The organism is Kitasatospora sp. NPDC029312 (genome assembly GCF_055569215.1).
Window position 1 is genome coordinate 255,440 of record NZ_JBVHXY010000001.1, and the last position, 22,976, is coordinate 278,415.

General features: G+C 73.9%; 22 protein-coding genes. 12 read left to right on the forward strand and 10 right to left on the reverse strand.

Annotated elements, in window-relative coordinates; all coding sequences use genetic code 11:
- Positions 1-123: 123 nt before the first annotated feature.
- Positions 124-1,689, reverse strand: a complete 1,566-nt coding sequence (locus ACZ4WV_RS01150; protein WP_465741490.1) for a N,N-dimethylformamidase beta subunit family domain-containing protein — start codon at positions 1,687-1,689, stop codon at positions 124-126.
- 491 nt (positions 1,690-2,180) lie between these two features.
- Between ACZ4WV_RS01150 and ACZ4WV_RS01155 the strand changes: the two genes are divergently transcribed.
- Entirely contained in the window at positions 2,181-4,082 is a 1,902-nt protein-coding gene (locus ACZ4WV_RS01155; RefSeq protein ID WP_465741492.1) for an APC family permease, read from the forward strand.
- A gap of 62 nt (positions 4,083-4,144) precedes the next feature.
- Here the strand turns inward: ACZ4WV_RS01155 and ACZ4WV_RS01160 are convergent, their stop codons facing one another.
- Together ACZ4WV_RS01160 and ACZ4WV_RS01165 are read right to left on the reverse strand one after the other, a co-directional pair.
- Complete coding sequence (locus ACZ4WV_RS01160) at positions 4,145-4,414, reverse strand: GlsB/YeaQ/YmgE family stress response membrane protein (RefSeq protein WP_465741494.1); 270 nt, start codon at positions 4,412-4,414, stop codon at positions 4,145-4,147.
- A gap of 618 nt (positions 4,415-5,032) precedes the next feature.
- Positions 5,033-5,752 (reverse strand): TetR/AcrR family transcriptional regulator, encoded by a 720-nt coding sequence (locus tag ACZ4WV_RS01165; RefSeq protein ID WP_465741496.1) that lies wholly within the window; start codon positions 5,750-5,752, stop codon positions 5,033-5,035.
- Between the two features lie 113 nt (positions 5,753-5,865).
- Here ACZ4WV_RS01165 and ACZ4WV_RS01170 point away from each other — a divergent pair, with 113 nt between their 5' ends.
- Positions 5,866-7,125: an FAD-dependent monooxygenase gene (locus ACZ4WV_RS01170; RefSeq protein WP_465741498.1), complete on the forward strand. Its 1,260-nt coding sequence runs from the start codon at positions 5,866-5,868 to the stop codon at positions 7,123-7,125.
- Here ACZ4WV_RS01170 and ACZ4WV_RS01175 read toward each other — a convergent pair.
- Positions 7,109-9,040: a hypothetical protein gene (locus ACZ4WV_RS01175; RefSeq protein WP_465741500.1), complete on the reverse strand. Its 1,932-nt coding sequence runs from the start codon at positions 9,038-9,040 to the stop codon at positions 7,109-7,111. The genes ACZ4WV_RS01170 and ACZ4WV_RS01175 overlap by 17 nt on opposite strands.
- Positions 9,041-9,307: 267 nt before the next feature.
- Between ACZ4WV_RS01175 and ACZ4WV_RS01180 the strand changes: the two genes are divergently transcribed.
- From ACZ4WV_RS01180 to ACZ4WV_RS01190, 3 genes are all read left to right on the forward strand, one after another.
- Positions 9,308-9,964 carry a CBS domain-containing protein gene (locus ACZ4WV_RS01180; protein WP_465741502.1) on the forward strand — a complete coding sequence of 219 codons (657 nt, stop codon included), beginning with the start codon at positions 9,308-9,310 and terminating at the stop codon, positions 9,962-9,964.
- Positions 9,965-10,095: 131 nt separating this feature from the next.
- Positions 10,096-10,746 (forward strand): LamG domain-containing protein, encoded by a 651-nt coding sequence (locus tag ACZ4WV_RS01185; RefSeq protein WP_465741504.1) that lies wholly within the window; start codon positions 10,096-10,098, stop codon positions 10,744-10,746.
- 403 nt (positions 10,747-11,149) lie between these two features.
- Positions 11,150-11,872 carry a DUF4328 domain-containing protein gene (locus ACZ4WV_RS01190; RefSeq protein ID WP_465741506.1) on the forward strand — a complete coding sequence of 241 codons (723 nt, stop codon included), beginning with the start codon at positions 11,150-11,152 and terminating at the stop codon, positions 11,870-11,872.
- 8 nt (positions 11,873-11,880) lie between these two features.
- On the opposite strand, the gene ACZ4WV_RS01195 is transcribed toward ACZ4WV_RS01190, so the two are convergent.
- Positions 11,881-12,252, reverse strand: coding sequence for a hypothetical protein (locus tag ACZ4WV_RS01195; RefSeq protein WP_465741508.1), 372 nt, complete (start codon positions 12,250-12,252; stop codon positions 11,881-11,883).
- Positions 12,253-12,380: 128 nt separating this feature from the next.
- Here ACZ4WV_RS01195 and ACZ4WV_RS01200 point away from each other — a divergent pair, with 128 nt between their 5' ends.
- On the forward strand, positions 12,381-12,803 hold the full coding sequence (locus ACZ4WV_RS01200; RefSeq protein ID WP_465741510.1) for an SHOCT domain-containing protein: 423 nt from the start codon (positions 12,381-12,383) through the stop codon (positions 12,801-12,803).
- 108 nt (positions 12,804-12,911) lie between these two features.
- On the opposite strand, the gene ACZ4WV_RS01205 is transcribed toward ACZ4WV_RS01200, so the two are convergent.
- Positions 12,912-13,322, reverse strand: coding sequence for an organic hydroperoxide resistance protein (locus ACZ4WV_RS01205; RefSeq protein WP_465741512.1), 411 nt, complete (start codon positions 13,320-13,322; stop codon positions 12,912-12,914).
- Positions 13,323-13,457: 135 nt separating this feature from the next.
- Between ACZ4WV_RS01205 and ACZ4WV_RS01210 the strand changes: the two genes are divergently transcribed.
- From ACZ4WV_RS01210 to ACZ4WV_RS01220, 3 genes are all read left to right on the forward strand, one after another.
- Positions 13,458-13,934, forward strand: a complete 477-nt coding sequence (locus ACZ4WV_RS01210) for a MarR family winged helix-turn-helix transcriptional regulator (protein ID WP_465741514.1) — start codon at positions 13,458-13,460, stop codon at positions 13,932-13,934.
- Between the two features lie 273 nt (positions 13,935-14,207).
- Positions 14,208-14,777, forward strand: a complete 570-nt coding sequence (locus tag ACZ4WV_RS01215; RefSeq protein ID WP_465741516.1) for an RNA polymerase sigma factor — start codon at positions 14,208-14,210, stop codon at positions 14,775-14,777.
- Positions 14,774-15,568, forward strand: coding sequence for a hypothetical protein (locus ACZ4WV_RS01220; RefSeq protein WP_465741518.1), 795 nt, complete (start codon positions 14,774-14,776; stop codon positions 15,566-15,568). Before ACZ4WV_RS01215 ends, ACZ4WV_RS01220 begins: the two co-directional genes overlap by 4 nt.
- Before the next feature lie 134 nt (positions 15,569-15,702).
- On the opposite strand, the gene ACZ4WV_RS01225 is transcribed toward ACZ4WV_RS01220, so the two are convergent.
- The 3 genes from ACZ4WV_RS01225 to ACZ4WV_RS01235 all read right to left on the reverse strand — a co-directional run bounded on the left by ACZ4WV_RS01225 (position 15,703) and on the right by ACZ4WV_RS01235 (position 19,050).
- Entirely contained in the window at positions 15,703-16,371 is a 669-nt protein-coding gene (locus tag ACZ4WV_RS01225) for a GAP family protein (protein ID WP_465741520.1), read from the reverse strand.
- Positions 16,372-16,651: 280 nt separating this feature from the next.
- Complete coding sequence (argG, locus tag ACZ4WV_RS01230) at positions 16,652-18,064, reverse strand: argininosuccinate synthase (protein ID WP_465741522.1); 1,413 nt, start codon at positions 18,062-18,064, stop codon at positions 16,652-16,654.
- Positions 18,065-18,309: 245 nt separating this feature from the next.
- The gene (locus ACZ4WV_RS01235) at positions 18,310-19,050 is read right to left on the reverse strand and encodes a rhomboid-like protein (protein ID WP_465741524.1); all 741 of its coding nucleotides are present in this window, start codon (positions 19,048-19,050) and stop codon (positions 18,310-18,312) included.
- Between the two features lie 212 nt (positions 19,051-19,262).
- On the opposite strand from ACZ4WV_RS01235, the gene ACZ4WV_RS01240 reads away from it, so the two are divergent.
- A complete protein-coding gene (locus ACZ4WV_RS01240) occupies positions 19,263-19,973 on the forward strand; it encodes a rhomboid-like protein (RefSeq protein ID WP_465741526.1) in 711 nt (236 codons plus the stop codon).
- A 120-nt stretch (positions 19,974-20,093) separates the two neighbouring features.
- On the opposite strand, the gene ACZ4WV_RS01245 is transcribed toward ACZ4WV_RS01240, so the two are convergent.
- Positions 20,094-20,474 (reverse strand): VOC family protein, encoded by a 381-nt coding sequence (locus tag ACZ4WV_RS01245; protein WP_465741528.1) that lies wholly within the window; start codon positions 20,472-20,474, stop codon positions 20,094-20,096.
- A gap of 239 nt (positions 20,475-20,713) precedes the next feature.
- Here ACZ4WV_RS01245 and ACZ4WV_RS01250 point away from each other — a divergent pair, with 239 nt between their 5' ends.
- Both ACZ4WV_RS01250 and ACZ4WV_RS01255 read left to right on the forward strand, forming a co-directional pair.
- Entirely contained in the window at positions 20,714-21,514 is an 801-nt protein-coding gene (locus tag ACZ4WV_RS01250) for a MerR family transcriptional regulator (RefSeq protein WP_465741530.1), read from the forward strand.
- Positions 21,511-22,746: a glycosyltransferase gene (locus ACZ4WV_RS01255; RefSeq protein WP_465741532.1), complete on the forward strand. Its 1,236-nt coding sequence runs from the start codon at positions 21,511-21,513 to the stop codon at positions 22,744-22,746. The genes ACZ4WV_RS01250 and ACZ4WV_RS01255 overlap by 4 nt, the downstream gene beginning before the upstream one ends.
- Positions 22,747-22,976 lie beyond the last annotated feature (230 nt).

Consider the following 22,976-nt stretch of genomic DNA (forward strand, 5'->3'; position numbering starts at 1 on the left):
GGCTCTGCTCGTCTGCTCGTCGGCTCTTGACGAGACCGTGCGAGTGTAACCGGGGCGCGGGCCCGCGTCCGCCCCGGCACGGGCCTCCGGTGGCTGACCCGGCGTCAGCTGGGGGTCTGCCGCTCAGGCCGGGCCGTAGACGGCGGCGAGGTTGTCCTGGGCCGGGTGGGTGCGACCGGCCGGGCCGGCGGCGAAGGCGCGCAGGACGTTCTCCGTGACCTTGCGGACCAGGTCCCCGGCGGTGGAGTCGATGCCGTGGACGGCCTGGCCGCCGGCGGCGCCGTGCGCGTCGAGGGCCTCCACCCAGCGCATCGTCCCGCTGGCGAAGACCCCGGCGCCGCTCGGCACGGTGTAGTAGGCGGTGTCGGAGTGGGACCGGCGGCCTTCGCAGACCACGGGGGAGTGGGCGATGACCTCGATCGGTCGTGGTGTCGGGAAGCCGGTGTCCACCCGGTCGTACTCGACGCCGACCAGGTGCGGGAAGGACGCCCCGGCCGCGACGCCCGTCCCCTCGAACGCCCAGTGCCCGGGCGAGGTGACCACGTACGGGGCGTCCACCGGGTAGCCGTCGTAGATCACGCCGAGCATCGAGCTCTCCGGGTCGGCGCCCGGGCCGACCCGGAAGTCGGTGGTCGCCGGGGCGCCGGCCTGGTGGCCCGGGTCCTGCGCCCACGCGTCCTTGTAGCAGACCACCGTACGGTCCGGGCCCAGGGCGGTGGGCTCGAAGCGAACCCGGCGGAAGCAGCAGTTGGCGCCGAGGATCGCCAGGTTGGTCCCGGCGTCGCGGGCCGCCACCACGTTGGCGCGCTGCTCGGGCGACCAGTACTCGTCGTGGCCGAGCGAGAGGACGGCGTGGGCGCCGTGCAGCAGCCCGGGATCGCGGGCCACGTCGATCCCGGTGGTGTACGCGAGCGGCAGGCCGAGCCGCTCCACCAGGGCGACCAGCGGCGCCTCGTAGACCAGGAACAGCCCGGCGCCGTGGTCGTAGTCGTACGGGCGGTCGAAGACGACCCGCAGCGAGCGGCTGGCCAGGGTGCCGGACGGGCCGTTGTAGAGGCTGTAGCCGCCCCACTCGTTGTAGGCCTGCCAGGTCGCCGGGGCGCTCATGACCACGGTCCTGCCGGCGGTGCTCGCCGAGCGGACGGTGAGCGGGACGTAGCGGTGGCCGGGGCCGCCCTCGGCGTCCAGGCGCAGCAGGTAGGCGCCCTCGGGCCAGCCGGAGGTGTCCACGGTGACGGTGCGCTGCCAGTCGGTCAGCACGGTACGGGTGCCCTGGTCGACGTGGGGCGCGGCCTGTTTGCCGCCGGGGACGTGCTCGCGGCGCCAGACCAGGCGGGCGCGGGCGCCGCCGTACCAGCCCATCCGGTACGCGGACACGGTGAAGGCGGACGCGGTGGTGGAGACGTGCAGGCCGAAGGGCTCTCCGGGCAGCACGCTGACCCGGTCGGCGAAGCCCTCGATGGCGTCGGCCGGTCCGGGGTCGGTGATCTCCCAGTCGGCGTCGCCGGGCCGGGACTGCTCGCTCTCGACGCCGACGTGCCGGTCGGTGGTGGGCGCACCCTCGCGGGGGGCGCCCTGGGCGTCGGGTGTGGGGTGCGGTCCCACGTCCGGGTGACGGGTGCCGCAGGAGGTGGCGGCGGCCGCCAGCAGACCCAGGCCCAGAATCCCCCGTCGACTCGGTTCCGCCACCGCGGCCTCCCTGTTGTCCGTCGCTGTTCGTCGCTGTCCGTCGCTGACTGCCGCTTGCCGCCGTCCACCGCCGGCCGTCGCCGTCCGGCGTGACCTCCGGCGCGCGTCGACCGCGCCGAGGGCGTCAACCTGATGCGTCAACTTCGTGGGTCAACGCGGTGCGTCAACGTCCCGCGTCAAGGCGCGCGGACATCCTCGCCCGTTCCCGGTGATTCATGCCGACCGCCGCGCCGGATCCGCGGCCACGGCCCGGGACCGGCCGTCACCCGGCAGGGCCGTCCGGGCGGACCCTGGTGTGTCGGCCCGCACGATGGCCGGGCGGTGCTGATCCGGTCATCTAGCCTGACCGGGCCCGCCGTCCGGCGGCCGCCAGGGGGGCCGGAGCCGCACGCGGCCGGCCGACGTCATGGACAGGGGTGTACGTGGTTTCGTCGGGTTCGGCCGGACCGGTGGCGGCTCCGTCGACGTGGGGTGCCAGGTTCCGGGCGTGGATGCTGGAAGGCCTGTCCGACATGGCCAAGCAGCACCCCGGCCCGCACGCCGAGGCGCCGCACGAGAAGGGCCAGCGCTGGTGGCGGGTCATGTGCCTGACCGGCCTCGACTACTTCTCCACGCTCGGCTACCAGCCCGGCATCGCCGCCCTCGCGGCCGGACTGGTCTCGCCGCTGGCGACCATCGTGCTGGTGATCGTCACCCTGCTGGGCGCGCTGCCGGTCTACCGGCGGGTGGCCCAGGAGAGCCCGCACGGGCAGGGCTCGATCGCGATGCTGGAGCGACTGCTGTCCTTCTGGCAGGGCAAGCTGTTCGTGCTCACCCTGCTGGGCTTCGCCGCCACCGACTTCATGATCACCATCACCCTGTCGGCCGCCGACGCCACCGCACACCTGGTGGAGAACCCGCACCTGCACAGCGCGCTCACCGGCAAGCAGGTGCTGATCACGCTGGTCCTGGTCGCGCTGCTCGGCGCCGTCTTCCTCAAGGGCTTCGGCGAGGCCATCGGTCTGGCCGTCTTCCTGGTCGGGATCTACCTGACGCTCAACGTCGTCGTGGTCGCCAACGGGCTCTGGCACGTGCTCAAGGCCCCGCACCTGTTCAGTGACTGGACGGACGCGCTCGTCACCCAGCACGGCAACGTGTTCGCGATGATCGGCGTCGCACTGATCGTCTTCCCGAAACTGGCGCTGGGCCTGTCCGGCTTCGAGACCGGCGTCGCCGTGATGCCGCACATCGAGGGTGACCCGGACGACACCGAGGAGAAGCCCACCGGCCGCATCCGGGGCGCGCGCAAACTGCTCACCACCGCCGCCGCGATCATGAGCTGCTTCCTGATCACCACCAGCTTCATCACCACGCTGCTCATCCCGGCCGACGCCTTCAAGAAGGGCGGCGAGGCCAACGGGCGGGCGCTCGCCTACCTCGCCCACGAGAACCTCGGCAGCGCCTTCGGCAGCGTCTACGACCTCTCCACCATCGCCATCCTCTGGTTCGCGGGAGCCTCCGCGATGGCCGGGCTGCTCAACCTGATGCCGCGCTACCTGCCCCGGTACGGCATGGCACCGCACTGGGCCCGGGCGGTGCGACCGACCGTCATCGTGCTCACCCTGATCGCCTTCCTGGTCACCTGGATCTTCGACGCCAACGTGGACGCCCAGGGCAGTGCGTACGCGACGGGCGTGCTGGTGCTGATCTCCTCGGCGGCGATCGCCGTCACCATCGCCGCCCACAAGGCCGGTCAGCGCCACTGGACGGCCGGCTTCGCGGTGATCGCCGCGGTGTTCGTCTACACCACGGCCGTGAACATCGCCGAGCGGCCGGACGGCGTCAAGATCGGCGCCTGCTTCATCGCGGGCATCATGCTGGTGTCCTTCCTGTCCCGGCTCAAGCGCGCCTTCGAACTGCGTGTCACCGACGTGGTGCTGGACGACGTCGCCGAACGGTTCGTCCGGGACTACCTGCACCGCCCGCTGCGGCTGATCGCCAACGAGCCGAACAGCCGGGACCTCGCCGAGTACCGCGACAAGCTTCACCAGATCCGCCGGGACAACGACATCCCGGCCGAGGACGACCTGGTCTTCGTCGAGGTCACCGTGCTCGACCCGTCCGACTTCGAGGCCGAACTGACGGTGCGCGGCGAGGTGCTGCACGACCGCTACCGGGTGCTGGCGCTGCAGAGCTCCAGCGTGCCCAACGCGCTGGCCGCCCTGCTGCTGCAGGTCCGCGACCTCACCGGGCAGCAGCCGCACATCTACTTCGAGTGGACGGAGGGCAACCCCTTCGCCCAGTTCCTGCGGTTCTTCCTGTTCGGCCAGGGCGAGATCGCGCCGGTCACCCGCGAGGTCCTCCGCGAGGCCGAGCCCGACCGCACCCGTCGACCCGCCGTGCACGTGGGCTGAGGGCGCGGTCCGGCTGGTCCGGCGAGTCGAGCCGGATCAGCGGGGCAGCCGGTCCAGCCGGTTCAGCGGGGCGGGCGGGACCTGCTCCAGGCGGGGGCCACGATGGCCACCAGGGCCACGGCGAACGCGAGCTGGAGGATGTGGCGGATCCAGTCGATGCCCGAGGTGTGGCGGACGCCGAGCCACCCCGAGACGGCGTTGCCGAGCCAGGCCCCGCCCGCGCCGAGCAGCATGGTCAGCCACCAGGGGATCGACTGGGGCCCGCGCAGGATCAGTTTGGCGAGCACGCCGAGCACGAAGCCGATGAGCAGAATCCACAGGAGCTGGAACATCGCGGTCCCTTCCGGGCGTCGCCGGCTGCCACCGGCATGCCTGATCGCCGAAGACACGGTTCGTCCCATGATCACCCGGTTCGACCGAACGGGCACCTCGACGGGGAAAGCCGCAGGTGGCGGGCCACGCGCTCAGGGCTCCCGGACGTCCGCGACGGCCCCGCGGACGTCCGGGTGGGGGTCCTCGGCGAGGCCGTCCAGCAACTCGGCGACGCCCGGGGTGGACCAGCCGTGCAGGGCACGACCACCTCCCAGCCGCGCGGGTCCGCGAGCGCGGCGGTCCGGCCGACCGCCTCGGCCGCCGACAGCCCCTGCTGGGCGCCCTCGGGAACGACCCGGTAGTGCCCGACGAGTACCATCTGGGCGTCGTCCAGCCGGATGTGCACGGCGACCAGCGATCCTCGGCCCGAACCGGGCCAACTCGCGCAGCCACTGGTGGGTGAGCGGGTACGAGGGCAGCACCGGGAAGCAGTACACCCCGCAAACGCCGCCCTGGCCCCGGCTGTCGGCCCGGAGGCCGGCGCGGCGGATGCGCGGAGCGTTCGCCGCGGCGGTCCGGTGCACGAACATCGCCATGGGCCCGGATGCCAGCCGTGCCGCGGGGCGCCGATCGAGCGGTTATCGGGCCCGGTGCCCCTCGCTGCGGCGGCTGATCAGGGCGGCCAGGCCGTCCAGGATGCGGTCCAGGCCGAAGTCCAGGGCCTGGTCGTGCCCGCCCGGCTCGGCCATGGCGGCGGCCAGTGCGGGGTAGCGGTCGGCGTGGCGGTGCACCACGGTGCCGAGGGCGGCGAGGAGTTCGGCCTCGGGGGAGCCGTTCGGGCCGGTGGCGCGGACCTGTTCGGCGATGCCGCGCACGTGCCCGGCGAGCAGGACGGCGGCGTCCATCCGTTCGGCGCCGGTCAGACCGTGGCCGTCGAGGGCGGCCACCACCCGCTCCAGCCAGGTGAGTTCCTTCGGGCCGGGCACCCGGGGGCCGACGGTGGCGTCCAGCAGCCAGGGGTGTCGGCTGAACGTTGTGGCCAAGTGGTGGGCCCAAGCGGTGAGTTCTTCCCGCCAGTGGGCCCCCTCGGCGGGGGCTGGAGGTTCGTCGATGGCCGACTCGACCATCAGGGCGATGAGTTCGGCCTTGCCGGGGACGTAGCGGTAGAGCGACATCTTGGTGAAGTCGAGCAGTCCGGCCACCTTCTGCATGGAGACGGCACCCAGCCCCTCCGTGTCCGCCACCTCGACGCCCGCCGCGGCGATCCGCTCCAGGCTGAGGGCCGGCTTGGGCCCCCGAGTGGGCTTGGCCGGCGGGTCCCAGAGCAGTCGCACCGTGTCCTTCGCCGCCTCGCCCATCCATCCGCTCCCGTCCAAGGGGTTGCCCGTCCGTGCCAACTGTGTCTACCGTACACAGCAACGAACAGTGTCCGCCAGACACAGTTCTCTGATCCTCGGACGGGGTGGTTTCCATGAGTGGCCTGCTCAACGACGCCGACAGCGGTCTCCGGCGCGGTGTTCCGCGCGGTTCCCGGCGCACCAGGGTGCTGATTTCGGGCGCGAGCATCGCCGGTCCGGCGCTCGCCCACTGGCTGGGCCGGTACGGCTTCGAGGTGACCGTGGTGGAACTCGCCCCGGCGCTGCGCGGCGGCGGGCAGAACGTCGACTTCCGGGGCCGCACCCACCTGACCGTGCTGGAGCGGATGGGCGTCCTGGAGGAGCTGCGCGCGCTCGGCACCGGCGGCAGCCCGATGACCTTCGTGGACCAGCGGGGGCGCCAGCTGCTGCACCTGCCCGCGGAGTTCGCCGGCGGCGAGGTCGAGGTCCCGCGCGGCGAGCTGGCCCGACTGCTGCACCGGCACAGCAGCGCCGGCGCCGAGTACGTCTTCGGCGACTCGGTCACGGCCCTGGAGGAGACGGCGGAGGGCGTCCGGGTCGCCTTCCGGCACGGCGCGCCGCGCGAGTTCGACCTGGTGATCGGGGCCGACGGCCTGCACTCCAACGTCCGGCGGCTCGCCTTCGGTCCCGAGCGACGCTTCGTCCGTCACCTCGGCTACTACGCGGCCACCTGGCAGCTGCCGAACGACGCGGGCCTGCCGGTCGGCGGGGTCGGCCTCAACGTGCCGGGCCGCCTGATGTCCGTCGGCGCGGACCACCGGGACCCGACGCGGGCGGGCGCCTTCTGCCTGTTCGCCTCGCCCGAGCTGCCCTACGACCGCCATGATCCGGAGCAGCAGAAGGCACTGGTCCGGAGCGCCTTCGCCGGCCTCGGCTGGCGGGTGCCGGAGCTGCTGAAGAGCCTGGACGCCGCCCCCGAGCTGTACTTCGACTCGATCAGCCGCGCCGACGTCCCCCACTGGTCCCACGGCCGGATCGCCCTGCTCGGCGACGCCGCCTGCGGCGCCACCATCGGCGGCATGGGCACCGGGACGGCGGTGGTGGCCGCGTACGTCCTGGCCGGCGAACTGGCCCTCGCCCGCGGCGACCACCGGGCGGCCTTCACCCGCTACGAGCACCTGCTGCGCGGCTACGCCCAGGGCTGCCAGAAGGGCGGGGACCGGACCGGCCCCTTCCTGGCCCCGCGCACCGCGACCGGCCTGCGGTTGCGCAACGCCGTGCTCAACCGGCGCTGGGCGCTGGACCGGATGCTGGAGCTGGGCAAGCAGGTGTCGAGCGTGGAACTCCCGGACTACCGGCCGGCCTTGGCCGGTGCCGTCAGTGCGGCGGGCTGATCCGGGTGCCGTTGTCAAGGAGCGCCTCGACCTGGACGGACGCCCGGGCCGGCCGCTCCACGGCGAGGGTGCGGTCCGGGGCCGGGCGGTCGGCCGACCAGTCCGGGCCCTTGACGGACAGCCGGGTGACCCGCCGGCTGCCCGCCGCGAGCAGGTACTCCGCACCCTGCGGGGAACGCCACCAGGTCGAGGCCACGGTGTCCGGCTCGAACCGGCTGCACGCCCGGCCCGTAGCGCCGCCGGTGCGCTGTGCGCTCCGGGCGGCCGGCAGGAGCACGGCGGTGGCCGCGCTGCCCTCGCCCGTCCAGCGGTCCGAGCGCAGGCAGAACCAGGCGGCCGAGCCCGCGTTCTGCGGCAGCGGCTGGACCGCGAACGCCCACAGGTTCAGCTGCTTGACGCCCGGGCCGCTGTCCGGCGCGGCGCAGCCGGCCCGGGCCCAGGCCTGCAGGGCGTCCTGGGCGGCCGCCTCGCGGGGCTCCCGGTCGGGCTGGGCGCGGTCGGGTGACGTGCGGTCGGCAGCCGTACGGTCGGGCTGGGCACGGTCGGGCGGCGGGGCGTAGGTGAGGTGGGCCGGGACGAGGCCGCCCACGTCGGCCAGCAGGAAGGCGTGCCTCTCGGCGATCACCGGCGAGGAACGCAACTGGAGCACGGTCGCGCCCTGGCAGTCGGCGAGCCCGCCGCCGGGCACCGCCGCGGTGAGCCCGTCGGGATGGTCCAAGGGGCGGACCGGAGCATCGGGCTGGTCGATCCGGCGGGTCTCCGCGCCGTCCACCCAGGGCGCCAGCAGGTACCGGACGGCCGTGCCCTCCCGGTGCAGCGCCACCGCACCCGCGGTCGTCGGATCGGAGCCGTCGACGCGGGCGAGGTCCAGCCCGCCGCCCTGGCCCTCACGCTGCCCGTCAGGCCGGCCGTCCGTCCAGCGGGCGATCCGGCGGCCGTCGGACAGCAGCACCACGCCGGTGCCGTCCACCGTCCCGGCGTACAGCAGGTTCGGCGCAGCGGCGGGCGGGGCGGTGTCGGTGCCGGGGTCGGCATGGGTCCGGGGCCCGGGGTGCGCCCAGGCGGCCAGGGCGCGGCCGAGCAGCGCGCCGTCCCCACGGCGGTCACCGCGCGCGGGCCAGGCGGTGAAGTCGACCCGCGCGGTGTGCTGCCAGGCGTCCGGCGCCACCCGGACCAGCCGGGCCGGGTCCGTCTCCGCCCGGACCGTCGGCTCGGGGCCGGTCGGCGCCGGTCCGTCGTCGCCCAGGACCGCCGTCGTGGTCAGCCCGAGCAGCCCGACCGCCAGCGCGGCGGTCAGCGTCCGGCGGCGGCGCAGCAGGTCGGTGGGCTGCACCCGCACGGCGCACGGATCGAAGGCGGGGGGCTCCGCCTCGGGCCCGGCCGGGAGGCCGGCGGCGGCCGCGAGCGCCTCCGCCGGTCGTGCCACCCCGGCCTGCCGCAGCACCTCGGCCGCCTGGTCGGCGTCCAGCCGCTCCACCACGCGCAGCGCGAAGGCGGCCCGGGCGGGGGCGTCGAGCGCCGCGAGCGCGTGGTCCAGCGCCGCGTCCTCCTCGCCGCCGTGCGGGGTGAACAGCCGCAGGCCCCAGACCCGCGGCGCCGAAAGCCGTGCCGCCGGGTGCGGGCGCAGCGCAGCGCGCAGGACCCGCAGACGCAGGGCCGCGTAGACCGGGTCCACCGCGTCCCCGACCGAGGCTGCCGACTCGCCCCGGCGCGTCCAGCGGAAGGGGAGGGCGCGCTGGACGGCGCCGTGGGCGGCGAGCACCCGGCTGTGCCGGTCCCGGTCCGCGGGCAGCGCCAGGTAGGCGAGCCGGACCAGCCTCCGGTAGTGCCGCACCAGCGCGGCCTCGGCCTCCGCCACCGGGCGCGCCGCGGCGCGCTGGGCCGTCGGCGCCGCGCCCGCCGTCCGTTCTGCCAAGGAGCCCTCCCGGAGCCGTCCGTGCTGTCGTGGTGGACGGTCCAACGAGTCGATCATGTGATGGTTGCGCCGTCCGTGAGACCCGGGCGCGGGCGACGGCCGCGCGCTCCCGGACGTGGGCGCCGTGTTCGCACGTCAGAGTCGTTGGTCCCACCCGTTCAGCCCCTTGGCCCCTGGTGATCTAGCCCGTTCGGGGTCATGCTGCGGGTACCGGCCGGGACGATCCGTGCCCGGCCCCACGAGCACCGTTGGACGAGGTGAACCGGCGTGCGGCATGCCACCGTCGAATCCGTGATGACCAGCCCCGTGGTCCGGGTCGTGCCCGAGACCGGATTCCGGGAGATCGTCGCGCTGCTGACCGACTACGACATCACCGGGGTGCCGGTGGTCGACCCGGAGGGGCGGCCGCTCGGTGTCGTCTCGGAAGCCGACCTGCTGCGCACCCTGGCCGCGCAGGAGGACCACGGCAGCCTGCTGCCCGCACCCGAGTCGGTGCGGGTAGGGCCCGGCGGCGAGATCACCGCGGCCGACCTGATGACGACGCAGCCGACCTGCACCACACCCGGCACCAGCGTGGTCGCGGCGGCGCGGCTGATGAGCCGGCACGGGCTGAAGCGGCTGCCCGTGCTGGACGAGGAGGGGCGGGTCATCGGGATGGTGAGCCGCGGCGACCTGCTGCGGGTGTTCCTGCGCGAGGACGGGGTGATCCGGCGGGAGATCGTCGAGGAGGTGCTCGGCCGGATCGAAGGCGTGAGCCCGGCGGAGATCGGCGTGGAGGTCACCCAGGGCCGGGTGGTGCTCAGCGGCACCGTGCCGGAGGCACGCCTGGTCCCGGTCGTGCTGAACCTCTGCCGCTCGGTCGACGGGGTGGTCTCGGTGACCGACCGGCTCCGCGCCGGGGGCGCCACCGCGTCGGTCGGCTGAGCGGCCGCCGCGTCGGCCGCCGTCCGGAACCCTTCCTGGACCCTTCGCATACTGCGGACCGTATCGGGTAACTCACTCTGTGTGCCCGGCGGTTCGACGTGCCGGGACCCCGGAGCATTGGGGAGGCGGCCGTGGCAGTCGTGTTCGACGCGGACTTCACTTCGACCAGGCAGTGGATCGCGGGGCGCAGCAGCGCCTATCCGCGGTTGGGGCCGACCAACAGGAGCGACCACAAACTCGACTACCTGAGCCGCCAGTACTGCCCCGGCGGGGTGTTCGCCGCCGTCCGCCGGCCCACCGGCGGGCTGTGGACCTGCAACCTCCTCACCACCGAGGGCAGCCCGGAGGCCTTCCAGGTCCACACCGGGGACGTGCTGTCCGCGCGGGTCACCCTGCCCGTCGAACTGGGCGCCTGGCCGGCGATCTGGACCTGGCGGGACGGCGGCAACGAGGTGGACGTCTTCGAGTACCACCCGGACAACCCGGACGTCCTGGAGATCTCCAACCACGTCCGCGGCGGATTCCGCTACTGGCACGGGGGCGGCTCCGGAGTCGGGCCGGGAGCGACCTTCGACCTGAAGGTGGTGCTCGGCGCGCACTCCGTGGACTGGTACGTCGCCGGGCAACTGGTCTACGCCGACCTCCACGGCGTGGGCAACGGCTGGCACGCCTACCTGATCGTCAACCTCTCGGTGGCCGACGGCACGTACCACGGCCGTCCCCCGGCCGACGGACCGAACCGCCTCAGCTGGGTCTGCCACAGCCTGCGCGTCGAACGCTGACCGACCGGCGTCGGAGCCGGCGTCGGAGCCCGGGCCGTCGTCGGGGTTCCGAGCCGGCCGGTGACGGCCACATCATCTCCACTCCCGGCAAGGCTCCGCGGATCGGCGATGGATCCGCGCATGAACTGTCGGTTATCGGGCGATACCGCTCCTGAGCTGCGAATTCTCCGTGGCGGGGGAGGTTGGGGATCCCCTAGAGTCGGCGCGCCCATCCCCGTCGGGATGTTGGGGCACCAGCGTGCGCACTCGCGCCGCGGCGATTCCGGGAGTTGACGAGTTGATGGTGTGTGTGGCGTGCGGGGCGCGCCCGGTGGGGACGGACAGCGGTCGCTGTTTCGGTTGCGCGGAGGCGGGGCCGGGGTGGGCGGCGGCGTTGAGTCCGGCGGACGGTCTCGCGTTGGCCGTGAACATCCTGCTCGGCTTGAACGCTGCGGTGGCGGCCGTGGCGGTCGCGGTCGACCTCTGGGTCGATGTGCTTGTGGGCCGGCTGGCGGGCGGTAGTGACGTCGGCTTCGACGAGGTCGACGCCGCGGATTCGACGGCGAGCACGCTGAACGAGGTGTTCATCGTGTTGGCGCTGGTCACCGGGGTGGTGTTCATCGTCTGGTTCTACCGCGTCCGCCAGAACGCCGACCTGCTGCTGCCGAACGGGCACCGTCTCCGCCGTGGCTGGAGCATCTGGGGCTGGTTCACTCCGGTCGTGCTGCTCTGGTTCCCCTGGCAGCTGACGGTGGACTGCTGGCGGGCGAGCGCGCCGCTGGACGCGGAGGGGCGACGGCGCACGCCGTCGGAGAAGGTTCTCGTCCTGTGGTGGTCCACCTGGATCGGCTCGCTGGTCCTCGGCCGGCTCTCCGGCGCCATGCTGGGGCCAGTGGACGTATCGCTCCCCGATGACGTCGAGCACCTGCGCAGCAGCATCCGGGTGGAGGCCGCCGGGTCGGTGCTGCGCCTGGTGGCGGCCGTGGCGGCGATCGTGGTGGTCACCCGGCTGACGGCCATGCAGCGGGCACGCCGAGCCGACGTCAATCCGCCGGCCGCCCGGGCCGCCCAGGAGGCTCGGACCCGAGCGGTTACCCAGCCTGCCGTTGTCCCGGCAGGGCCCGCCGATACGCCCGCGTCCGCATAGGGCAGAGGTCAGGGCGCGAAGGCGGCGGTGATCGGGCCGCCCGGGCCGTAGCGGCGGAACCAGACCGCTTGGCGGTGCGGGCCGATGTGGGCGGGGTCGGTCACGTACAGGTCGTCCCGGGGAGCGCGTTCGTTGCCCGGGGCGAGGGCCGCGTCCACGGCTTCGTCCGCGATGGCGCGCAGCAGGGCGGCGGCGGTGGCCTCGGCGGCGGAGGGAGCGATGGCCAGGGCGGCGAGTTCGATCCAGAGCGCGGTGGACACGTAAGCGATCGGGGAGTGGCCGAGCGCCGGGTGGGGGCCGTGGTCGGTGTGGCGGCGGAGCAGTCCGGCGGCGACGAGCTGCTCGGGGGAGCGGTGGTCGTCCGGCGGGTGGTGGTTCATGGGCGGCAACGCTACCCGGTGGCCCTGCCGGCGAGCACAGCAACGATTTCTCAGGCTTTCTTCACGGCGCTTTGACCGGTCGCGGGCGCACGATGGTGGTAAGGCGCTGATCGCCGGAGGAGGTCCCGATGAGGCATTGGCACGGGTACGGGCCCGGTCACGGGCCGGGCGGTTGGGGCATCGCCATGACGGTGATCGGCTCACTGTTGGTCCTGGCACTCCTGTTGTTGCTGGCCGTCGCCCTGTTCCGGTACGTCTCCCGCTCGCGGCAGGCGGTCCCGCACGGCTCCACCGGTGCGGGCATCGGCGGGCCGTGGCCGGGTGGGCAGCGCGGTTGGGCGCACGGGCCGACCCCGGAGCAGGTGCTCGCGGATCGCTTCGCCCGGGGTGAGATCGACACGGAGGAGTACCGCCACCGACTGGAGACGCTGCGCTCGGCGGGCGGCCCCGGCGGGCCGGGCGACCCCGGCGACCCCGGTGGCCCCGGCGGGCCGGGCGGCGGCGATCCGGCGGGGCCTGGTCGGGCGGGGCCCGGTCCGGGCGGCCCCTGACGCGGGGGTGCGCGCCGAGGCCCGTCGCACACTCGTGCGACGGGCCTCGGCGTGTCTGCCGGGTGGGCGACCGGGATGGGCCGCGCGCCCCGGGCCGTCGTCCGGGACTTACTCGACGACCAGCTCGACCGGGATGTTGCCCCGGGTGGCGCGGGAGTACGGGCAGACCTCGTGCGCCTGCTTGACCAGCAGCAGACCGGCCTCATCCGCGAGCGAGTCGGGCAGCTCGACGCGCAACACGACGGAGAGGCCGAAGCCCTCGCCGTCCTTGCCGATCGACACCTCGGCGGTCACCGAGGCCTCGCTGGTGTCCACCCGGGCCTGGCGGCCGACCAGGCCGAGGGCGCTGGCGAAGCAGGCGGCGTAGCCGGCGGCGAACAGCTGCTCGGGGTTGGTGCCCTGGCCGCTGCCGCCGAGCGCGGGCGGCATCGCGAGAGCGAGGTCGAGCCGGCCGTCCGAGCTGACGGCGCGGCCCTCGCGGCCGTTGGCGGTGGCGGCGGCGGTGTAGAGCGCGTCCATGGTTGGTCCCTTCGTGTTGCTGCTCGTCTCGCGGCGGTCGGCGGACAGCCTCTGTCGCTGCCCGCTCGATAAGTAGAGCACGCAATTCAATTGCGCACAACTCAATCGCGCGATGGTCATCGGTACCATGGGTGCATGACCACGCTCCCTCCGGGCATGGCGGACGAGGAACTGCTCCGCCTCGACCAGCAGATCTGCTTCTCGCTCAACGCCGCCTCGCGCGCCTTCGGCGGCGTCTACCGGGTCCTGCTCCGGGACCTCGGGCTCACCTATCCGCAGTACCTGGTGATGCTCGTGCTCTGGGAGGACGGCGACCTGCCCGTCAAGCGGATCGGCGAACGCCTGCGGCTCGACTCGGGCACGCTCTCCCCGCTGCTCAAGCGGCTGGAGGCGGCCGGCCTGGTGCGACGTGAGCGCAGTCCGGAGGACGAGCGGTCGGTGACCGTCGGCCTCACCGCCGAGGGATCGGCCCTGCGCGAGCGTGCCGGGCAGGTGCCGCGCCGACTGCTCACCGCCACCGGATTGCCGGTCGAGGACCTGGCCGCGCTGCGCGAGCTGCTGGAGCGCGTGACCGGCGCGCTGGACTCGGCGGTGGCGGAGCCCGCGCCGTAGCGCGGCCATGGGGTGTGCGTGCAGTGGGGGTTGTCAAGCCGGAGCTCGAGCGACTGTGATCTGGGTCACGTCGACGTCGCCGGGCGGCTGCCCCGCCGCCCGAAGGGGCAGGTCAGCGGCACTGTTCGGAAGTGAACGGAAACGGTCGCCAATTGTCCGCCCGATCCGGTCAACAACCCGGGCCCGCCGGACGGTTACACCACGAGCCCCCGAAGGGGCCGTCGGCGTGCCACTCGGTGGGCCGGCCAGCTGACCCAGGAAGAGGGGGCGCGTGTGAACACTCCCGGGCCGGGCGAGGAGCGGAGTCTGCGGGCGGACCCGCTCGACGACCTGCCGACCGACTTCGAGGCCTTCTTCACCCGCGAGAACTCCGGCTACCTCCGGTACGCCCAGCAGCGGCTGCGCCACCGCGAGGACGCCCAGGACGCCGTGCAGAACGCCGGCACCACGCTCTACCGGAACTGGCGCCGGGCCCTGGCCAGTGAGGACCCGCAGGCCTTCGCCTTCAAGATCGTCAAGGACGCGGTGGTCGACGTCATGCGCGAGCGCCGCCGCACCGAACGCAAACGACTGCGGGTGATCGCCCAGCGCCGTCCCGACACCAGCCAGGACGAGCTGGAGGAACTCGCCGAACTCGACGCCCTGGACTGGGCGATGGAGGAGCTCGCCCGCGCCGCGCCGGTCCAGGCGGACGTGGTCCGGCTGCGCCAGGCGGGCCTGTCGTACCACGACATCGGCCGGGCACTCGGCATCGCGCACACCACCGCCCGCACGTACTACAGCCTGGGGCGGCGCCACCTGGAGTACCTGCTGGAGCACCCGGACGACGGGCAGGCGACATGAGGATCACCGAGCTGCTGCGCGCGCACGCCACCGAACTCGACCGGGAGCTCGGCGACCACGATCCGGCCGCCTTCACCCGGCGGCTGGCCGAGCGGCTGGCCGCCGCCCGACGGGGCGCCCCGACCACGCGCGAGCGACCGGCCCGGCCGCCCGCCGCCGCCCGGCCGCCACACGTCCCGCCCTCGGGGGGCCGCCCCTGGGCCGACGGGCGGCCCGACCTCCGGCGCGACTTGCGGCGCGACCTGCGGCACCTGTGCGCGGGCGTCGCCGGAGCGGCGGAGCCGGGGGAACTGGCTCTGGACCTCGAACTCGCCGAGAAGGCCGCCCTGCGCACCCTCGGCTGCCTGCTCTACGGGATGGGCTGTGTGGCGGACGGCGTCTTCTGGTGGCGGATCGCCGTCCAGTACGGCGACGAGCTGGCCGTCCACTGCCTGGCCGTGCACTACGCCGCCGAGGGCGAGTGGGGCGACGCGGCGCGCTGGGCCGCCGAGGCCGAGGACCTCAGCGGCCCCGGACGGCTGCCGAAGCTGGCCCCGCGAGCCCGACCGGGAGGCGCGGCCGCGCTGGTTCGGCGACTGGCGGAGCGGTACGACGGGGAGATCCTGCTGACGCTCAGGGACGCGGTCGGGGCCGGGCTCGGGCCTGGCGCGCGCGCCTGCGGCGGCGCGGGGGGCGGTGGCGGTTCCGGAGACGGCGGCGGCCCCGAGGTCGGCGGCCCCGAGGACGGTGGCGGCGTCGGGCGGCTGGGGGTGCGGACGGTGCGGGGCCGCGGGGTGGTGCGCATCCGGTGACCAGGAGCCGAGCCGCCCCACCGAACCGCACCCTCGCACAGCACCCCCGCGAAGCGGCCCGTGCTCCGGGTGGCGGTAGCGGCTGACCGGCTGTGACTGACGGGCTGGAACTGACCGGCTGGGGCGTGGGTGCCTCAGGTGAGCCCGGAGAGCGCATCGCCCAGGTAGGCGGCCCCGAGGACGACGGGCACGACGGTCATGATCGCCGCGTTGTGCCCGGCCGCCCAGGCACGCCACTCGCCGAGCGCGCGGATCGAGCGGTCGGTGCCGCGCCGGTGGACGGCGAGCGGGACGAGGGTCCCCAGCGAGCCGATCAACACCATCAGGGCGGCGGCCACGGTCGTGGCCCCGACGCCGGCCGGACCGGCGGCGATCGAGGCGGCGCCGCCGACCACCGGGAGCAGCGTCTTCGGGTGCGCCGCCACCTGGGTCGCGGCCAGGCCGGCGGAGCGGGCGGCGGTGAGCCGGTCCACGCCCAGCAGCCAGGTCGGGGGCGCGGTGATGTGGCCTGGTCGCGGGCGGTCGCGCCACTGTCGTACGGCGAGCAGCAGGAGCAGGACGCCCAGGCCGAGCTTCAGCCAGGAGGACCAGGTCGGCTGACCGCTGTCCGGGTCGAGGGCGCCGCCCGCCACCACGACCACGGCCGTGACCACGCCCAGGCCGAGCACCCAGCCCGCCGTGAAGGAGAGTCCGTTGGTCCGGCCGCGCGGGGAGGCGAGGATCAGGAGCACGGCGATCAGCGGCAGCGGGTTGAGCGCGACCGCCACCGCCGAGGCCAGCATCGCGCCGATCGCCTCACCCATCCCCGCACCTGCCTTCCCGTGGCCGGGCGCCGTCCGCCATTCAGCTACGGCCGGGGACGGGGCGCACGTCCGGTTGGGCCGTTCGGGCTACCGGTGGAGCGTGAGCCGTGGAGGGGGCGGCCGTGGACGGTGAACGGAGCAGGGCCGCCGCACCGGTGTGGTGCGACGGCCCTGCCCAGGTGCGTTCGTCAGCCGGATCAGCCGGATCAGCCGGATCGGCCGGATCAGCCGGATCGGCCGGATCAGCCGGATCGGCCGGGTCAGTCGGTACGTCGGCCGGTCAGTCCGTGCCGGACTCGATGGCCGCGTGGTCGAGCGCGGTGGAGTCCTCCTCGTCGCCGTTGCCGGCCGCGATCGGCGCGGCGCCACCGGGGGCGAGCTCACCGATCAGGCCGCTCCACGGCGCCAGCTGCCCGTGCCCGGCGTACTGCTCCAGCTTGCTGCGGGAGTCGGCGATGTCCAGGTTGCGCATGGTCAGCTGGCCGATCCGGTCGTCCGGGACGAAGGCGGCGTCCACGCTGCGCTCCATCGACAGCTTCTCGGGGTGGTAGCTGAAGTTCGGGCCCTGGGTGTCGATGACCGAGTAGTCCTGGCCGCGCCGCAGCCGCAGCGTCACGCTGCCCGTGACGGCCTGGCCGACCCACTTCTGCAGGCTGTCGCGCAGCATCAGCGCCTGCGGGTCGAACCAGCGGCCCTCGTACAGCAGCCGGCCGAGCCGGCGGCCCTGGGCGTGGTAGGTGGCGAGGGTGTCCTCGTTGTGGATCGCGTTCAGGAGGCGCTCGTAGGCGATGTGCAGCAGCGCCATGCCCGGGGCCTCGTAGATGCCACGGCTCTTGGCCTCGATGATCCGGTTCTCGATCTGGTCCGACATGCCCAGACCGTGCCGGCCGCCGATCAGGTTGGCCTCGTGCACCAGCTCCACGGCGGTGCCGAACTCGCGGCCGTTGATCCGGACGGGGCGGCCGAACTCGAAGTCGACGGTGACGTCCTCGGTCCGGATCTCGACGGCCGGGTCCCAGAAGGCGACGCCCATGATCGGGGCGACGATCTCCATGGAGGTGTCCAGGTACTCCAGGCGCTTGGCCTCGTGCGTGGCGCCCCAGATGTTGGCGTCGGTCGAGTAGGCCTTCTCGGCGGAGTCCCGGTAGGGCAGGTCACGCTCGGCGAGCCACTCGGACATCTCCTTGCGGCCACCGAGTTCGGTGACGAAGGCCTGGTCCAGCCACGGCTTGTAGATCCGCAGGTTGGGGTTGGCGAGCAGGCCGTAGCGGTAGAACCGCTCGATGTCGTTGCCCTTGTAGGTGGAGCCGTCGCCCCAGATGGACACCCCGTCCTCCTGCATGGCGCGCACCAGCAGGGTGCCGGTCACGGCGCGGCCGAGCGGGGTGGTGTTGAAGTAGGTCTGCCCGGCGGAGCGGATGTGGAAGGCGCCGCAGGCGAGGGCGGCCAGGCCCTCCTCGACCAGCGGTGCCCGGCAGTCGACCAGGCGGGCCTGCTCGGCGCCGTACGCGCGGCCACGGACCGGGACGTCGGCGAGGTTCGGCTCGTCGTACTGGCCGATGTCGGCCGTGTAGGCGTAGGGGACGGCGCCGTGCTCGCGCATCCACGCGACCGCGACGGAGGTGTCCAACCCGCCGGAGAATGCGATGCCGATCCGTTCACCGACCGGCAGCTTGCTCAAGACCTTCGACATGCATGCACCCTTGACCACCCGCGCGGCGCGGGCTCCTGATGTAGCGACGTGTGAGGGGATTCGGCCTATTCGATCCGATGCCCGCACTCTGGCATAGATTTGCAGAGTAGCGCAAGAGCATACGAAGGCGTGAGGCGAGGAGGGTGCTCTCCGAGCCGGCCCGCGAGGGCTACGTCAGGATGAATTCCCGTGCGCGGGTGGGTGGTTGCGCGGCCCGTCCTGACCGGGTGGGACGGCGGGGAGGCTCAGCGGCCGGGGGCGCTGCTGCGGGCCGGTTCGCGGTCGGGGGCGCCGCCGGAGCCGCTGGCGGGCCCGCCGTCGGACGGCCGGGAGGCGTGGGCGCGGACCCAGGGAGTCCGGGCGGCGAGGACGCCGAGCCCCAGGGCGACCAGGTGTCCGGCGTCGGCCAGTTGCTGGTCCAGGGCCCAGACGGTCGCCAGGGCCACGGCGAGGGCGGGCAGGGCGTACCGGCGCAGGGGGCGGCGGCCGAGGGCGAGCAGGCAGGCGGCGGTGGCGACCAGTCCGTAGCTGATCCCCACGTCGCGGGCCCGGGAGAGCGCTCCGGGGATTCGGAGGATCAGCATGACCCACATGGCGCCCTCGGTGAGCAGGGTCGCGCCCAGGTGCCCGAAGACGAAGACCGCGCCCGCACGGGCCGGACCCCAACGCCACTCGGCCAGGCCCAGGACGGCGGCGACGCCGGCGATGCCCACCCAGGCCGGGACGCCGTCGACCACCAGGCCGCTGGTGAACAGCGTCCACCACTTGCCGACTTCCATGTGGTGGACGTTGCTGCTGTTGTGCCGCATGAAGCGGACCCGTTCGGCGTGGCCCTGGGTGGCGAGCCAGGAGGCGGTGACGGTCAGCAGGAGGACGTAGGCCGCGGTGAGCCGCAGGCGGAGGGCGGCGGTCCTGAGGGGCGGGCGCCGGAGGGCGGCGGTGGCGGTCGGTGCGGTCGGTCCGGTCGTCCCGAGGCGGTCCGTCATCGTGTGCCTGGTGCCCTTGCTGTCGCGTGTCAGGTACCGGCGGCTCGGCGGAGGGCCGGAGGGCCAGCGTACGTCAGTGCACGCTGGCCACAGTGCCGGTCGTGCCCGGCGGCGGAGGCAGCGCACGGGCCGGGTCACCCGAAAGGGTCGCCGCGGCGGCGGCCCGCGGTGACGCCGGGCGAGGGTGGGGACGAACCGTCGAGGAGGCACCGATGTCCGGCAGCACCACCGAGGTGCCCCAGGCGCGTCGGCGGCGCTGGTGGGCTCGCGCGGCCCACGCGGTGTGGGCCTACATCAGACGCGCCCCCGGCACCTACATCTGGCTGGCGATCCTGCTGATCACCACCGAGGTGATCCGGCACGTCGACCCCGCGACCGCCGACCGCATCCTGCAACGGCGCTCGACCAACCTGCACCACCTTCAGGTGTCGCCGGTCAGGGTGCTCGCGACCAGCGCGCTGTGGATCGCCGGTGGCGGCTGGCTGAGCTACTTCGCGCTCTACAACGTCTTCCACGTGCCGGCGGAACGCTGGCTCGGCACGCTGCGCTGGCTCTCCGTGGCGGCGGTCGCCCACGTCGGGGCGACGTACCTCAGCGAGGGCGTCCTGGGCTGGGCGATCCACCGGGGCCTCGCCCCGCCGAAGGCCGTCCACACGCTGGACTACGGCGTCAGCTACGCGCTCGCCGGGGTGGTCGGGGTGCTCACCTATCTGATCGTGCGACCGTGGCGGTACCTCTACCTGGCCGGGGTGCTCGCCGTCTACGGAGTCGCTCTCCTCCAGAACCGGACCTACACCAGCATCGGGCACCTGAGCGCGGTGCTGATCGGGCTCGCCTGCTACCCGGTGACCCGCGAGCGGCCGGGGGCCTTCGACCCGGTCGGCTCGGCACGGGCGCTGCTGCGGCGGCTCGGCGGGAAGTGAGCGGCTGCCCGGTGCGCGATTCCGGACCGCCCACCGGGCGGGCGGGGACGTGACGGGCCGACGGGCGGTTCCCGTGGAGCCGCTCGTCGGCCTGGTGGGGTGATGCGGGTAAAAGGCCGGCTACCGGTTGACGCGCTGGGCCACGCAGAGGATGTTGCCCTCGCTGTCCTTGAACCAGGCCGCGCGCATGTCGTCGTTCGCGGCGACGCCGTCGACGGTCTTGAGGCCGGGGAAGTCGTACTCCTCGAAGGTGATGCCCCGCTCGCGCAGCGAGGCCATCTCACGGTCGAGGTCGGCGACCTTGAAGCTGGCAAGGGTGTGGGCGGCCTGCCCGCCGCTGGGGGTGTGGTAGATGGTGAATTCGGTTCCGCCGCACTCGCAGCTCAGTTCCTCCTCCGTTTCCGAGGTGAGCTTGAGGCCGAGGGTGTCGGTGTAGAAGGCCTTGGCGCGGGCGAGATCGGTGGCGGGGATGACTGCTTGCAGCGGTCCGTCTCCAAGCATGGTGTTCGCCTCCTCTCAGTCACCAGGCTAGGGACCTCGGGTGCCGATCGCCCGGCGGAGCAGGGGGCCACTGCCGGACCACTGCGCGGCGTGCGCGGGTGGTCGCAGCACGTCACGGTCAGGGCCGGGATGTTGACCCTCACCCCACGTCAGGCCGCACGCTGGGGCACCGGAACGCAGGACCCACGGAAGGCGCGGATCCGTGGACGCATGGATGCACGGATGTACGGGAGGGAACCATGAGCTGGTCGGTCGGACAGGTCTCCGGATTCGCCGGGGTCACGGTGCGGACTCTGCACCACTACGACCGGTCGGGGTTGCTGTCGCCCAGCGAACGCAGCCCGGCCGGCTACCGGCTGTACAACGCGGCCGACCTCGCCAGGCTCCAACAGATCCTCTTCTACCGGGAACTCGGCTTCCCGCTCGACGAGATCGCCGACATCCTGGCGGACCCGCACGCCGACGCGCTCGATCAGTTGCTCGCCCGGCGTGACGCCCTCACCGGCCAGATCGCACGGCTGCAGAAGCTGGTGGACGTCGCCGAGCGGGCGATCGAGGTCCAACGCACCGGGGTCGAGCTCACCCCGGAGGAACGCTTCGAGGTCTTCGGCGACGTGGTCTTCGACCTCAGCTACGCCGCCGACGCCCACCTCAAATGGGGTGACGGGGAGAGCCACCGGCAGTCGCTGGCCCGTGCCGCGGCCCACACCAAGGAGGACTGGCGGCAGCTGATGGCCGAGGCTGCCGACTGGCGCGGGCGGCTGCTCGCCGCCTTCGACCACGGGCTTGCGGCCGACCACCCGGAGGTGCTGGAGCTCGCCGAGGAGCACCGGCGGCACATCACCCGCTGGTTCACGCCCTGCCCGCCCGAGATGCACTGCCGGATCGCCGACGACTACGAGGCGGACGCCCGGGCCTTCGCCCTCGTCGTGCCGCCGGCCGAACAGCGCCCCGGCCTGGCCGGGTACCTCCGCCGTGCCATCGGTGCCAACGCCGGGCGGAGCACCGGTACGGATGCGGATGCGGAGGCGGCGCGGTGAGGATCCTCATCATGGCCGCCGGCTCGTACGGCGACGTCGCCCCGTACACCGGGCTCGGTGATCGTCTCCGGAGCGCGGGCCATGAGGTCGCCCTCGCGGCGCCGGAGACCTTCCGTCAGCTGGTAGGTGAGAGCGGCCCGGAGTTCCGTCCGCTGCCGGTCGACCCGCGCGGCACGGCGGCGGGCGCGCCCGACGGGCGCTCGGCGCTCCTGGCCCGGGCCGCCCAGTTCATCGACCGGCTCGGCGACGGGCTCGCCGACGCGGCCGCGCCCGGTGCCGATCTGCTTCTGCTCGCCACCACGACCGCCCCCCTCGGCTGGCACCTGGCCGAGGCGATGGGGGTGCCCAGCCTCGGCGTCTACCTCCAGCCGACCCTGCCGACGGGGGAGTTCCCGCCGGTCGTCGGTCCGCGCCGGTCGCTCGGCCGCTGGGGCAACCGGGCGGCGGGCGCGCTCGGCCAGCGCGTGGTGGACCGGCTGCACGAAGGGGCCGCGCGTCGACTCAGGGCGCGGTTGGGGCTTCCGGCCCGTGCGCAGGGGGCGCGGCGACGGGCCGGGGAGCGGGCGGACTGGCCGATCCTGCACGGCTTCAGCCCTGCGCTGGTGCCGCGCCCGGAGGACTGGCGGAAGGGGGCGCGGGTGGTCGGCAACTGGTGGCCGCACGTCCCCGCCGGGTACCGCCTCCCGGCGGAGGTCGAGGACTTCCTGCGGGCCGGACCGCCACCGGTGTTCGTCGGCTTCGGCAGCATGGCGGCCGGGCACGGCGAGCGCCTGGGCGCCCTCGCGGTCGACGCGCTGCGGCGGGCGGGAGTGCGTGGCATCCTGCAGGCGGGGTGGGCAGGGCTCGCGGCCGTCGGGGACGACGTGCTGACGGTCGGCGAGCTTCCGCACGCCCACCTCTTCCCCCGGGTGGCCGCGGTGGTCCACCACGCGGGTGCCGGTACCACGGCGGCGGCGCTGCGGGCGGGTGCCCCGAGCGTCCCGGTGCCGGTGACGGCCGATCAGCCGTTCTGGGCCGACCGGCTCACTCGACTCGGTGCGGCCACCGGCCCGGTACCGTTCGCGGGTCTGACCGCCGCCAGGCTGGCCGACGCCATCCGTCACGCCGTTGACGATCCGGCACTTCGCGGGCGAGCGGCGGCCACCGCTCGTGCGATGGCGCAGGAGGACGGCGCGGCGCGGGTCGTGGAGGCGGTGGCCGAGCTGGAGGGCGTCCGTCGGGGCGGGTGGTGAACTCACCGCCGGAGCGGGCGAGTCCAGGCGAACGCCGGCCCGGAGAACCAGTGCGGGGATTCCCGGCCGGCTCCGGCAAGTCGGGGTACGACCGGGGCTCCGGGAAGGCAGACATGCCTGCCCCCGGTTGTGGCCGCGGCGCCCTGCCCCTGACCGCATGCGGGGCCTACCATCGCCCCTGACCGTGTTCCGAGTGAATCCCGGACCGAGGGGAGCGACGCCATGCACGC

Excerpts from the sequence above, each read along its gene's own strand:
- ACZ4WV_RS01210 (WP_465741514.1), top strand. The coding sequence starts at position 13,458 with ATGACCACGCTCCCTCCGGGCATGGCGGACGAGGAACTGCTCCGCCTC.
- ACZ4WV_RS01170 (WP_465741498.1), top strand. The coding sequence starts at position 5,866 with ATGAGTGGCCTGCTCAACGACGCCGACAGCGGTCTCCGGCGCGGTGTT.
- ACZ4WV_RS01160 (WP_465741494.1), bottom strand. The coding sequence starts at position 4,414 with ATGTTCCAGCTCCTGTGGATTCTGCTCATCGGCTTCGTGCTCGGCGTG.
- ACZ4WV_RS01250 (WP_465741530.1), top strand. The coding sequence starts at position 20,714 with ATGAGCTGGTCGGTCGGACAGGTCTCCGGATTCGCCGGGGTCACGGTG.
- ACZ4WV_RS01245 (WP_465741528.1), bottom strand. The coding sequence starts at position 20,474 with ATGCTTGGAGACGGACCGCTGCAAGCAGTCATCCCCGCCACCGATCTC.
- ACZ4WV_RS01225 (WP_465741520.1), bottom strand. The coding sequence starts at position 16,371 with ATGGGTGAGGCGATCGGCGCGATGCTGGCCTCGGCGGTGGCGGTCGCG.
- ACZ4WV_RS01195 (WP_465741508.1), bottom strand. The coding sequence starts at position 12,252 with ATGAACCACCACCCGCCGGACGACCACCGCTCCCCCGAGCAGCTCGTC.
- argG (WP_465741522.1), bottom strand. The coding sequence starts at position 18,064 with ATGTCGAAGGTCTTGAGCAAGCTGCCGGTCGGTGAACGGATCGGCATC.
- ACZ4WV_RS01220 (WP_465741518.1), top strand. The coding sequence starts at position 14,774 with ATGAGGATCACCGAGCTGCTGCGCGCGCACGCCACCGAACTCGACCGG.
- ACZ4WV_RS01235 (WP_465741524.1), bottom strand. The coding sequence starts at position 19,050 with ATGACGGACCGCCTCGGGACGACCGGACCGACCGCACCGACCGCCACC.
- ACZ4WV_RS01200 (WP_465741510.1), top strand. The coding sequence starts at position 12,381 with ATGAGGCATTGGCACGGGTACGGGCCCGGTCACGGGCCGGGCGGTTGG.
- ACZ4WV_RS01155 (WP_465741492.1), top strand. The coding sequence starts at position 2,181 with ATGCTGGAAGGCCTGTCCGACATGGCCAAGCAGCACCCCGGCCCGCAC.
- ACZ4WV_RS01240 (WP_465741526.1), top strand. The coding sequence starts at position 19,263 with ATGTCCGGCAGCACCACCGAGGTGCCCCAGGCGCGTCGGCGGCGCTGG.
- ACZ4WV_RS01165 (WP_465741496.1), bottom strand. The coding sequence starts at position 5,752 with ATGGGCGAGGCGGCGAAGGACACGGTGCGACTGCTCTGGGACCCGCCG.
- ACZ4WV_RS01205 (WP_465741512.1), bottom strand. The coding sequence starts at position 13,322 with ATGGACGCGCTCTACACCGCCGCCGCCACCGCCAACGGCCGCGAGGGC.